10 protein-coding genes are annotated in these 11,644 nt (G+C 52.5%); 8 read left to right on the top strand and 2 right to left on the bottom strand.

The annotated features are described in order from the left end of the window. Positions 1-7 precede the first annotated feature (7 nt). From B0D95_RS13125 to B0D95_RS13090, 8 genes are all read left to right on the top strand, one after another. Positions 8-385, top strand: a complete 378-nt coding sequence (locus tag B0D95_RS13125) for a TfoX/Sxy family protein (protein WP_078044310.1) — start codon at positions 8-10, stop codon at positions 383-385. 84 nt (positions 386-469) lie between these two features. After that, entirely contained in the window at positions 470-1,339 is an 870-nt protein-coding gene (locus tag B0D95_RS13120; protein WP_078044309.1) for a response regulator, read from the top strand. 93 nt (positions 1,340-1,432) lie between these two features. Continuing rightward, positions 1,433-2,689, top strand: coding sequence for a hypothetical protein (locus tag B0D95_RS13115; protein WP_246841604.1), 1,257 nt, complete (start codon positions 1,433-1,435; stop codon positions 2,687-2,689). Continuing rightward, on the top strand, positions 2,689-3,111 hold the full coding sequence (locus B0D95_RS13110; RefSeq protein WP_078044308.1) for a hypothetical protein: 423 nt from the start codon (positions 2,689-2,691) through the stop codon (positions 3,109-3,111). The genes B0D95_RS13115 and B0D95_RS13110 overlap by 1 nt, the downstream gene beginning before the upstream one ends. Then, positions 3,111-4,718 (top strand): sensor domain-containing diguanylate cyclase, encoded by a 1,608-nt coding sequence (locus B0D95_RS13105; protein WP_078044307.1) that lies wholly within the window; start codon positions 3,111-3,113, stop codon positions 4,716-4,718. Before B0D95_RS13110 ends, B0D95_RS13105 begins: the two co-directional genes overlap by 1 nt. A 249-nt stretch (positions 4,719-4,967) precedes the next feature. Next, positions 4,968-5,735, top strand: coding sequence for a triose-phosphate isomerase (gene tpiA, locus B0D95_RS13100; RefSeq protein WP_078044306.1), 768 nt, complete (start codon positions 4,968-4,970; stop codon positions 5,733-5,735). A gap of 160 nt (positions 5,736-5,895) precedes the next feature. Beyond that, a complete protein-coding gene (gene fbaA / locus B0D95_RS13095; RefSeq protein ID WP_078044305.1) occupies positions 5,896-6,975 on the top strand; it encodes a class II fructose-bisphosphate aldolase in 1,080 nt (359 codons plus the stop codon). Between the two features lie 29 nt (positions 6,976-7,004). Further along, positions 7,005-7,976, top strand: coding sequence for a class 1 fructose-bisphosphatase (locus B0D95_RS13090; RefSeq protein ID WP_078044304.1), 972 nt, complete (start codon positions 7,005-7,007; stop codon positions 7,974-7,976). Here B0D95_RS13090 and B0D95_RS13085 read toward each other — a convergent pair whose 3' ends face one another. Further along, on the bottom strand, positions 7,977-10,322 hold the full coding sequence (locus tag B0D95_RS13085) for a methyl-accepting chemotaxis protein (RefSeq protein WP_078044303.1): 2,346 nt from the start codon (positions 10,320-10,322) through the stop codon (positions 7,977-7,979). It lies immediately after the preceding gene. Positions 10,323-10,468: 146 nt separating this feature from the next. Beyond that, a complete protein-coding gene (locus B0D95_RS13080) occupies positions 10,469-11,560 on the bottom strand; it encodes a pectinesterase family protein (RefSeq protein ID WP_078044302.1) in 1,092 nt (363 codons plus the stop codon). Positions 11,561-11,644 lie beyond the last annotated feature (84 nt).

The following is an 11,644-nucleotide window of genomic DNA, read 5'->3' as shown; positions in this document are numbered from 1 at the left end:
CGTCTCCATGAGCCTGAGTAACGCCTACCTTGACCATGTCATTGCCAGCCTGTCGCGCGTGGCAGAGGTAGCTTATCGCCGCATTTTTAATGGGGCGGCGGTTTACCATCATGGGGTTCAATTTGCGCTGATCGTGAATGATCGCCTCTATTTCCGCGCCGATGATTGCTCCCGCTCGCTCTATGAGCAGCAGGGGATGCACTCGCTGCAGCCGCGCGGCGTGACAGTGCAATCCGACTTTTACCAACTGCACGACAGCCTGCTCGATGAGCCCGATGAATTGCGCCACTGGGTGCGTATTGCCATCGATGCCTCCAGTGCCAACTATTCCCCCGAAGAAGACCCCAGCATTATCCCCCTGATGCCGCGCCGCGCTCGCGCTTAAGTCGTTGTCCTGCATACCTCTTTTTGTCAGCAGCCCCGCCAAACATAGTCTAGTCTCTAGTGACATATCGCTTGGGAGAGGGCAATGGCAATACGTATTTTGGTGGTGGACGATGCCACCTTTATTCGCGACATGATCAAGAAACAGTTGCGGGATAAGATCCCCGGAGTGGAAATTCTGGATGCACCAGACGGCACTCGCGCCTTGGCACAACTGAAAAATCAATCGGTAGACCTGATTCTCTCGGATTGGGAAATGCCCAACATGACGGGCGCTGAACTGCTGACGGCGGTGCGTGCCATGCCCAATGCAGGCGCGGTGCCCTTTATTATGATTTCCAGTCGCGGCGACCGCAGTCACATAGTCAAAGCGATCCAGTTGGGGGTGTCGGATTATCTCTCCAAACCCTTTTCTGCCGAGGAGCTGCTTAAAAAGGTCTTCAAACAACTCAAACTGGCAGGCAAAGCCCCCGAGGCCAGCGCCCGCAGCGCGACCACTCAGGGCATTGCCTTTGCCTCGGTGGATGTACTCACCGGTGGTGCCAAGCCGGCGGCCGCGCCAGTGGCCAACCCCTTTGCCAATAGCAGTGCCAGTGCACTGGGTGCCAAACCGACAGCCGCGCCTGCCCCTGCTCCGGCCAAAACGGTCAAGGGTAAAGCGCAATTGCGTTTTGCGAACAATCGTCTTTTTGGCGTGGTGATTCGTGAAATGTCGCTGCAATTAATGAGTGGTTTAATGCAGCGCGCCGATAATTTGCCCGGCTTGTTCGAGCAGGCTGTGGTGGATATCGAAACCGGCGATGGCAGCAGCCTGGCGCGGGTGAACGGCTATGTGCACAGCATTCAGGCGGGCGAGAGTCGCCCGGATACCAATGTGGTGAAAATCGTTATCCGTTTTGTGGACAATGATGCCGAGAAATTTGAAGCGCTATCCAAATATATCGCCCAGATGTAACCCTCGCATTGCAATCATGCAGCCAGCGTTTGGCTGGCTATACTCAGGTCATTCTCTCTGCATTTGCCAGTAATGGCCTAACAGGTTCTGGTCATGTTCCGTCTCGCCCTGCTCTCGTTTGTATCCGTCTGTGGGTTGCTGGCTCCGGCGCTGGCCTGCGCCAACGTCGAACACCGCTTTTCCGGTTTTGCTACGCTGGGATTGGTCGCCAACACCAATGAGGCGCTGGTATTTCGCCGCGACGTCTCCCAGGACGATGGTTCCTACGACGGCTCCATCGAATGGAAAAATGACAGCCTGATCGGTGCCCAATGGGATGGACGCTGGAACCATCAAATAGAGACTACGGTACAACTGGTTGCCAAGGAGCGCTTCAATAGCGGTATTGAAGAGTCGTTAGAGTGGGCTTTTGTTCGCTACCGGCCATTTGATGGTGTCGATTTGCGCTTGGGGCGTATGGGCGCCGATATTTTTATGCTCTCCGACTATCGCCAGGTGGGTTACGCCTATCCTTGGGCTCGCCCGCCCCATGACTTTTATGGCTTGTTATCCATTTTTCATATCGATGGGGTGGATCTCGCCAAACGCATCGACTTGAACGGCACAACCCTGACCCTGCGCGGGTTTTATGGCAATCACGATCAGAAATTTCCCGTGGGGGTGCGTTCCGAGGCTCACAGCCGCCTCGACTTTAACGCCGGTGGCCTCAGCCTGATTGCCGAGCGCGACCACTGGAAACTACGCTACACCTATGCCGATCTCAAGATCAACAACGATGCGACCGGAAGTCTGGTAATAGGGCTGGATTCCTTTGCGCCCTATTGGCCCGAGGCCGCCGCGTTGGCCGATATGGCAGCTACCTACAAACGGCATTTCAGCTATCACGATTTTGGCATCAGCTATGACAACAACACCTGGTGGGTGCAGGCGGAATACAGCAGTGTGCACAGCGAGATAGGTGTTGTTCCCCAAAGTGATCGTGCCTACCTCAGCATTGGTCGTCGGTTTGATCAGTTTTCCCTCTATGCCTTGACGGGGCGCGCGACACCGCGCAGTCGGCAGGTGGAGGTAGAAGTGCCTACCGGCTTGCCCGATCCTTGGACTGCGTATGCGGCGCAGTTGGCGCAAATCACCGAGGCGAGCTTGAACGGTGTTCGCATTAACCAATCCAGTGTTGGGGCCGGTGTGCGCTGGGATTTTGCGGCCAAAATGGCGCTCAAGTTGCAGGTTGAGGAGTTTCGCATTGATGTTAACGGCACTAACTTATGGCTGCGGACTGATCCGAGGGTACCTATTACCACTCGCCAGCAGGCCAGAGTGACCAGCCTTACCTGGGATATCTTGTTCTAATGGCCAAACTCGCCCTGATAATGGTGCTGTTGCTGACTGGCCCGGCACTGCGAGCAGAGATTCTGGTGATTGTGCATGCCAGTAATCCCAACGCCCAACTGCAGCAAAAGCAGGTGGTCGACTTATTCATGGGGCGTGTTTCCGCCTTTCCCGATGGTGCCCCGGCGCGCACCTTTGATTGGGTGGCTGGTGTGCCCTTGCGCGCTGCATTTTATAAATCCCTCACCGGTAAAAATGAAGCGCAGGTAGATGCCTACTGGGCGACCCTGGTGTTCGCCGGGCGCATGTCGCCACCCAAACAATTCCCCGATGCCCAATCCATTATTGCTGCTGTGGCCCAGGACCCCACGGCAATTGCCTATGTGAAAACCCAAGCCTTACCGACAACAGTCAAGGCGGTTATGGAGCTACCTGGCGGCTGATGAATATCAAGAGTTTGCACATCAAAGTCTCCCTGAGTGTGGCGCTGGCGGCGCTGCTGGTGGTGGTTTTGTCCTCCCAGTATTTTTACCAGCGCAGCTACCTGCAGTCATTTCGCGACAGTGAGCGCTCGGTACATCAGCTGTTGGAAACGGTGCGTACCACCGCAGGCATCGCTGCCTATGTCGGCAATCGCGAACTGGCCCAGCAAGTGGTGGATGGCCTTGCCCAAAATGACATAGTGACCAGCGCCATAATTACAGCAGGTAAGGACGTAATTGGGCAGCAGGGAGCATTGACTAAAACCGCACGTCGTACGCCAGTTACTTTGACGTTAATTGACCCCTTTGACGAGCAGGAGGTTGTTGGCGAGCTGGTGGTTATGCCCAACAACGCGCTGATTGAATTGCGCGCGCGGGACTCCGCCATGGCGACTGCGATAGGCCTTGCCGCCCAGGCGGCAGTGGTGGCGCTGCTGGTGTTGATTCTGGTCTATTGGTTGATGACTCGCCCGCTGGCGCAGCTCTCTGGCCGTTTGCATTGCATCACCCCCGGCGATGGTGGGCGCATCCAGGTGGCTGGCCGGCATAACGGCGATGAAATTGGCCAGCTGACTGGCGATATCAACGCACTCTTGCATACCGTTGAAGTCATGCTGGAAGAGGAGCGACAGTTGCGCCGCCGTGTTGAACAGTTGGAGACGCGCTTTCGCGGCATTTTTGAGGACAGTAGTGCGGGTATTTTTCTGGTGCGCGATGGCAGCCAGTTAATCACCGCCAATGCCGCCTTCTTCCGCCTGACCGGCTTGAGTGAACCCGGACTCGACGAACCGCACACCGACCTGATCAACGCCGTGTTTCTGGATGCTATCGCCGCCGCCTCCTTAATCCAACTGGCGCGAGTGACCGGACGTCCGCACTCAACTGACCTGCGCCTCCTGCAGCGAGGGGAGGCAGGGCGCGAACGCTGGGTACACTGTATTTTTTCGCCCGCCGGCAACACAGAGCAGTCGGCGACCGTGGAAGGGGTGATGTACGATGTGACCGAGCGTAAATACGCCGAGCAGCGCTCGCGTGAGCTGGCGGAGACTGATGTACTGACCGGCCTGAGTAATCGCCAGTCGGTAGAAAATGCATTCATGGAGCTGATCCGGCAGCGCGGCCCGGGGGAAAACCGTTTTGCGGTGTTGTTGATCGATCTGGATCGCTTCAAATTTATCAACGATACCTATGGCCATGATGCGGGCGACAAGGTGCTTATTGCCATCGCCCAGCGGTTGCGCAAGCTGGTGCGTGACTCCGATGTAGTGGCGCGCATTGGCGGCGACGAGTTTTTGCTGCTGCTCAATCACGCAGGCAACTTGCAGATGGTGCAGCGCATCGCCCAAAAAATCCTCGATGCCCAACAAGTGCCCATCGAAGTCCAGCCTGGCGTGCTGGAGATAGTGGGAATGAGTATTGGCATCGCCCTCTACCCCGAACATGGCGACAATCCCTTGAGCCTGCGCAAACACGCCGACCAGGCGATGTACCAGGTGAAGCGCAGCGGCAAAAACCGTTTTGCGATTTACGATCCCGACCATGCTGAACCTGCTGGCGAAGGTGAATAAATACGACAAAATGTAAACGGTTACATTTTTTAATGGTAATGATTTGAAACGTTTACACACAAAAATTGCATTTATTTAGGATTAAAAGTCCAAATAAATGGCTTTTTGAACAAAATATCTCCTTTCTCGGCTTGCTCGATTTCATTCCGCTGTGTAGCATTTTCCTTATGGATAGCGCCTGATAGTGTCAGGTCGCTATCGCGCCGTATCGCCCTCAGCCGGGCACTGGTCTTTTTCCGGATTACCACTATGAAACAACGTAAACCAATCGTGATCGCCAATTGGAAGCTCAATGGCGGCCTCGATCTTATCTGCACGTCGGTCGCGTCTTTTATTGGCAAACACTTTGCAGCACAAATTGCGATCTGCCCACCCTATCTGTACATGCGCGACATGATGACTTTCTTGCAGTACTCCGAATTGCAAATCGGCAGCCAGAACGTCAGCCGCTACGAATCGGGTGCCTACACCGGTGAGACCTCGGCACAGATGCTGAAACAAGCGGGCTGTTCGCTCTGCCTGATCGGCCACTCTGAACGCCGCGCCATGTTTGCAGAGAACAACGAAGGCTGCAAAATCAAAGTGAACACTGCACTCAATCACGGTTTGTTGCCGGTGTTGTGTGTGGGCGAGAATCGTGAAGAGCGCGAAGCCAATATCACCGAGCAAGTGCTCTACAAGCAGCTCAGCGAAGGTCTGGGTGGGTTGGATCTGGCCGGTAAGGATTTGTGCATCGCCTATGAACCTGTGTGGGCGATTGGCACCGGCCTGGCCGCTACGCCAGCCATTGCGCAACAGGTGCATCAATACATTCGCGCTGAAGTCACGCGCCTGTTCGATCAGGACACCGCCAACCGTGTACGCATTTTGTACGGCGGCAGCGTGACCAAAGCCAATGCCAGCGAGCTGCTGCAACAACCGGACATCGACGGCCTGTTAGTGGGCGGCGCAAGCCTGGACCCAGGCCACTTTGTGGCCATCTGTGAGCAGGCATCGGAATTAGCGGAAACGCACTAAAGCAGAAAAGTTTTACCCCGGGCCGACAATAAGCCCGGGCAACATACTAAAAATTGTTTAACAAAAACATTCAGAAGAAAAACAAGAAAATAGAATCGGCGGCAGTTTCGGTCATCCACAATCAACCACACCCCTCGCGGGCTAATTTCGGGAATTTGTGATGAACAATCTTGCCAGTCTTGTTGCTCCCGGCGTCGCTACCGGCGATGCTCTCAATCAATTATTTGCTGTCGCCAAAGCGGGCGGTTTTGCCTACCCGGCGGTCAACGTCTGCAACACCAATACGATTAACGCCACACTGGAAGCTGCGCGTAATGTGAATTCGCCGGTGATTGTGCAGTTGTCCCAAGGTGGATCAGCATTTTTCCTGGGTAAAAGCATCAAGCTCGATGGACAGGGCAGTTCTATTTTAGGCTCCATCGCCGCCGCCAAATATATTCACGCGGTTGCGGAAGCCTATGGTGTGCCCGTTATTTTGCACACCGATCACGCGGCTAAAAAATTATTGCCCTGGATCGATGGTTTGTTAGCGGCGAGTGAAGCCCACTTTGCACAAACCGGTAAGCCCTTATTCAGTTCGCACATGATCGACCTGTCGGAAGAATCGCTGCAGGAAAACATTGAAATTTCAGCCGAGTATCTGGCGCGCATGAAAAAAATCGATGTCACCCTGGAAATTGAGTTGGGCTGTACCGGTGGTGAGGAAGACGGCGTAGACAATACCAACCTGGACAATTCCGCGCTCTATACCCAGCCGGAAGATGTGGCCTATGCCTACGAAAAACTCAGCGCTATCAGCGAAAAATTTACCATTGCCGCCTCCTTTGGCAATGTGCACGGCGTATACAAGCCCGGCAACGTGCAGCTCACGCCTTCCATTTTGAAAAACTCACAAACTTACGTGAGCGAAAAATTTGGTTTGCCGCATAACAGTTTGAATTTTGTATTCCACGGTGGCTCGGGTTCTGCTGCCAGTGAGATTGCCGAAGCAATTAGTTATGGCGTAATCAAAATGAACATAGACACAGATACCCAATGGGCTTTCTGGCAAGGTACTATGGATTATTACAAAACCAATGAAGCCTATTTGCAGGGCCAGATTGGCAACCCGGAAGGCGACGATAAGCCCAACAAAAAATTCTATGATCCGCGCGTTTGGCTGCGTCAAAGCGAAGAGGTAATGGTAAAGCGGTTGGAGCAATCCTTTGCCGATTTAAATTGCATCAATCGCTATCGATAAATGCACACCGTTTATTAACGAGTCACAGCATGAAAAATTTATTCAGTGTATTGCGCAGCGACCAGGTGGCCGATGACCTGATCCAGGTCATTGGAACCATCGTCGATGCGAGTAAAGAAATTGCATTCCGTGTGCGCCAGGGCGCATTGGCTGGTGTATTGGGTTCAACCCAGGATGAAAACATCCAGGGCGAGACCCAAAAACATCTGGATATTATTTCCAATCAATTGCTAAAAGATTTATTGCTGGCGTGTCCGGCAGTAGCAGCTATCGCCTCGGAAGAGGAGGACACTGTTGTTGCGGGCACCAGCACCGGTCAATACCTGGTTGCTTTTGATCCTCTCGATGGCTCATCGAATATCGATATCAACGGGCAAATAGGTACTATTTTCAGTATTTATCGCTCGCAGGATTTAATTCCGCACGGCAGTGAATTGCAGTTCCAGCAAGCAGGCAGCCAACAAGTGTGCGCCGGTTATGTGCTCTATGGACCATCCACTTTGCTCGCCATTACCACAGGTAAAGGTACTCGTTGCTTTACGCTGGATTCCACCCAGGGCAATTTTTTGCTCACCGCTGATCTGATCCAGCTCGCTCCACAGACGCAAGAATTTGCTATTAATACCAGCAATGCGCGCTTCTGGAGCGAAGACATGCGCGCTTATATTGATGATTTGGTGCTCGGTGAAACTGGCCCACGACAAAAGCGTTTTAACATGCGCTGGAACGCGGCCATGGTGGGCGATGTGCATCGCGTGTTAACGCGCAGCGGTATATTTTTATACCCATCAGATTCGCGCAACCCTAAGCAACCCGCCAAATTGCGTTTGCTGTATGAAGCCAATCCCATGGCGTTGCTGATTGAAAATGCAGGCGGTAAAGCCTGGAGCGAAAGTCAGCGAATTTTGGATATCCAACCGCAACAGTTACATGAACGGGTCGCGGTGATTCTTGGTTCTGCTGATGAAGTGGATGAGTGCCTGAGTTATTTGCGTCGCTGATTAGCGACGCAGTTCAAAGCGTACGACGTTTGTCGCCGCCATCACGCGATTGGCCAGTGCATTTTGTTGTTCCGCACTTTCCGCCAAACGGGTGATGGCAATATCGGTTTCGTTAATCCCCGTAATGAGATGAATCAAGCGGCCGCGCATAGCCTGTGCGCGCTGGCTTTCTTCTTGTGCGCTGTTGTTGATGGTCTGGGCAATCCCCCTTGCATCGGCCACAGCGCCTTCTATATCCAGCAGCGAAGATTGCGTCGCACGGGTTTCCAATAAACAGCGTTGTGCTGTTTCCTGTTCGGCAGTGAGCCCATTGGAAATGTGGGTGACAGAGTTGCGCAACTGATCAATCATTTTTTTAATTTCACCGGTTGCTGTTTGTGTATCAAATGACAAGCGTCGCACCTCTTCTGCCACCACTGCAAAACCGCGTCCCTGTTCTCCTGCGCGTGCCGCTTCAATCGCCGCATTCAAGGCCAGTAAATTGGTCTGTTCCGCTACGCTTTGAATGGTGTCCAGCACGGAACCTATATTGTCGGTTGCGCTACGCAACTCCGTCAGGGTGGAGCAGGAGTGTGTTACCTGCTCGGCAAGTGTTTGCATTTGCTGTGTGGCTGATTGCACGCGCAGCCTGCCTTCGCTCGCCAGGGTAGAAGCGTGATCCACCTTGTGACTGACGAGTTGTAACTGCTCTGTCATCTGTGCGAGCGATTGCACCACCACATCGGTTTCAGCGCCGACATGATTCATATCCTGACGTTGGCGCCTAGCCTCATCGCGGCACTGGCGTGCCGTAGCAACATTATCCAGTGCGCCTTGCAAGCTTTGCTGGCTGGAGCTGTTGACTTGAACCAGTGCGTTGTTTAATTCGTGAAATAAAAAATTCAGCGAGCGGCCAATATCGCCCAGCTCATCCTTGCGTTGATCAGGAAATTCGACAGCAAGGTTTTTTTCCTGTGCTGACTGTTGAATCGCACGCGCTAATTGCTCCAGTGGTTTGCCAATATGTTGGGCAAATGCATAGGCAACCAACGCGGCGATTGCCGTTAAAAGAAAAATGGCCAGGGCAATACTGCGCCAAAGTGTATTGCGCAGGTTCGCCAGAGGGGCAAATACTTCATCGGGATTTTGTTGCGCCACGAGTGCAAAATGCTGATCTCCTACCATCACAGGTTGCCAACTGCTCAGCACCCGGCGCGCCAGATAATCCTCCGTCATACCGCTACCGGTCTCGCCCGCCAGTGCACGGGTTACTGCTTGGGTCTTGGGTGAAAAAATTCCACGGGTTTGTTGCAAGCGATTGATGGTGTCAAATTGATTGCTGTCGATAAGTGTTTTTAATTGCGGTAAAAATACGGCCGGTTCTTCCAGCATGGGGCGCAGTTCGGTGAGCAATTGCCCGTCCTGATCAGTCAGGTACACATCGCCACTCAAACCCAAGCCCAATGCTTGCCAGTGCTGTCCGGCGTTCACTATGTCAGTCAGTGTAGTCGACGGAATTTCAACCACTAAAAAACCTACCGCGCTGTTCGGGCTTTGCACATCGTGAAAAACCGGCAAGCCCATGTAGGCCACTTGCTGATTAAAACGCGCCGGGTTGGTATAAAAACGCGAGAACAATACCTTATCGCGAGGTGCAGTGCGCAATTGCGCGCTCAGCTCTGCCAGTGACGATTGGCTAAACGGGCCATCGTTGAGCGAGCTGCCGAGCAGTGGACTTTTTTGTACTGAATAAATAACCGTTTGGCTTTGTGCATCAATCAGTAATAAATCGCTGAAACCAAAACGCTGGCTTAAATCGCGAAAACTGCTGTGATAACGACGATGTTGCTGCCCGTAAATCGTTGCGTCATTAGCATCCTCCATGAGTGCCAGTTGCGCTAACGACTGGGTATTTTTTTGCAAATAATAATGCTGGATTAACAGCGCTTCCTGAGAGAATTTCTCCAGCCATGGGCGCGTATCCAGCGCATCTCCTTTACTCTGTTGCAGGTGATAGGGCGCATAAGTATTTTCATACCAGTCGGCCAATTCGCTGCGCAATTCTTCCGTAGTACGCGCCGTGACTTCATAGCGATAAGATGCAAAAGGCCGCACAAAACCATAGACTGCTTCCTGGGTCATGCGTCCATGGGAGAGTGATAACAGCAATTCACGGTAATTGGAAAACTGGGTGGTAATAGCTTGCGCGCGGCTGGTAGCCAGCGATTGGAATTGATGTTCAAGGTTTTGCGAGAGCGCACGGTTGGATTCTGTTAATGCGAGCCAGCCCGTGGTTCCCGCGGCAAGTAGCACGGCCAGGCCCGTTAATAACATGGCGCCGAGCATCAAACGGGAGGAGATTTTCATAAGCAAATACAGATTGGTGAATACACTTCGCAATCTAGGTAGTGATTATGACGATTTGATTACATAAGGCTTGCCGGATATTTTTTTTGTGACAGGTAAAAATATCCGGTTATATAAAAATGAAAACACTACGAAAAATGAGTTGATTACTTAATCGCCCAATCACCTAGAATGGTTTCGCGTGTATATTTTTTTACATCATCACTGGTTAACTGACGACGACTGCTATTAATCACCGCACCAGGCCCACGGCTGCTGTATTCAAAAAAGCGTGCATCCTCTGGTAAGAAAGCAATTTTGGTTCCGTCTTTTGCGGTGCCATTCATGGAATACCAACCGTCACGGGTGATGTGTGCGTCCATCCAGGTATTAATGAATACGGCTTTGCCCATTGCATTGGGATCGGCGTAGCGACCATCAGCAAACTGAGTGGTAGGGTGCCAGGGGCGGCCGAGGGGGACGGAATTGTCGGGAACCGATTCAGCGCGAGTGAGCTTGCAATGAATAAACGTTAGCCCGTACTCATCACTTATCTGAGTCGAGGGCGCAGTGATATAACCGTGGGGAAAATTGGCACGGCCGCGTTCCAGTGTTTTAATTTCTGAATGGGTAAACAACGCATTACCCTTACCAAAAATATAATCCACATTGCCAGCAATCAGGCTGCGATCAAACCAGCTGCGTCCACTATTTACATATAAGGTGTCTTGATAGCCGAGCAGTGCTATATCGCGTGCAAAAAAAGTATCGCTGCCACTATCTAACAGCAAGGCGACTGCTTGGGTGTTACCGACTCGCTCAGTAGCATCGGGTTGCAGTGAATCGTTATGCAAAAAATCAAATGAATTTTCTACGGTTAATTGATGCAATGCGATGCCGGGCGCACGTAGTGTCAGTGTGGCCGAGCCTGCGGTGCCCCAGATTTTTCCGGCAGAGTACTCTTGCCCGGCATAGGCATCGTAATGGATGCGGGTTTTAGTTGCGCCGGCACCGTACAAATGAATGTTGGGTTTGTCGATGATCAGTTTTTCGTAATAGTCGCCTGGCGCAATAAAAATGCGATAGGGTTTTTGGGCATTAACCGGTGCGGCGTTGAGGGCAGCTTGAATCGTAGGAAAATTATGCGCATTCATCTTTACTGCAGGATCAACCCGGGCGTCATAGGTTGATGAGAGGGGAGTAGCGCAACCGGCGATGAATAACGACAACAGTAATAGTAATTGTGCACGCAACAGCATGTGAGATCCTGATAATGCCGATTAGAAAAATAATCATGTCACTCCCGCTGCATGACTGATCGCAACGGGAGTGAATGACTGCAG

This window comes from Cellvibrio sp. PSBB023, from assembly GCF_002007605.1.
GTDB lineage: Bacteria > Pseudomonadota > Gammaproteobacteria > Pseudomonadales > Cellvibrionaceae > Cellvibrio.
The sequence above is the reverse complement of the archived record's forward strand: the minus strand, read 5'-3'. Positions and strand labels throughout refer to the sequence as shown.

Bases quoted from the DNA above. Each gene is read 5' to 3' on its own strand.
- B0D95_RS13125 (WP_078044310.1), top strand. From the start codon at position 8: ATGAGCCTGAGTAACGCCTACCTTGACCATGTCATTGCCAGCCTGTCG.
- B0D95_RS13120 (WP_078044309.1), top strand. From the start codon at position 470: ATGGCAATACGTATTTTGGTGGTGGACGATGCCACCTTTATTCGCGAC.
- B0D95_RS13115 (WP_246841604.1), top strand. From the start codon at position 1,433: ATGTTCCGTCTCGCCCTGCTCTCGTTTGTATCCGTCTGTGGGTTGCTG.
- B0D95_RS13110 (WP_078044308.1), top strand. From the start codon at position 2,689: ATGGCCAAACTCGCCCTGATAATGGTGCTGTTGCTGACTGGCCCGGCA.
- B0D95_RS13105 (WP_078044307.1), top strand. From the start codon at position 3,111: ATGAATATCAAGAGTTTGCACATCAAAGTCTCCCTGAGTGTGGCGCTG.
- tpiA (WP_078044306.1), top strand. From the start codon at position 4,968: ATGAAACAACGTAAACCAATCGTGATCGCCAATTGGAAGCTCAATGGC.
- fbaA (WP_078044305.1), top strand. From the start codon at position 5,896: ATGAACAATCTTGCCAGTCTTGTTGCTCCCGGCGTCGCTACCGGCGAT.
- B0D95_RS13090 (WP_078044304.1), top strand. From the start codon at position 7,005: ATGAAAAATTTATTCAGTGTATTGCGCAGCGACCAGGTGGCCGATGAC.
- B0D95_RS13085 (WP_078044303.1), bottom strand. From the start codon at position 10,322: ATGAAAATCTCCTCCCGTTTGATGCTCGGCGCCATGTTATTAACGGGC.
- B0D95_RS13080 (WP_078044302.1), bottom strand. From the start codon at position 11,560: ATGCTGTTGCGTGCACAATTACTATTACTGTTGTCGTTATTCATCGCC.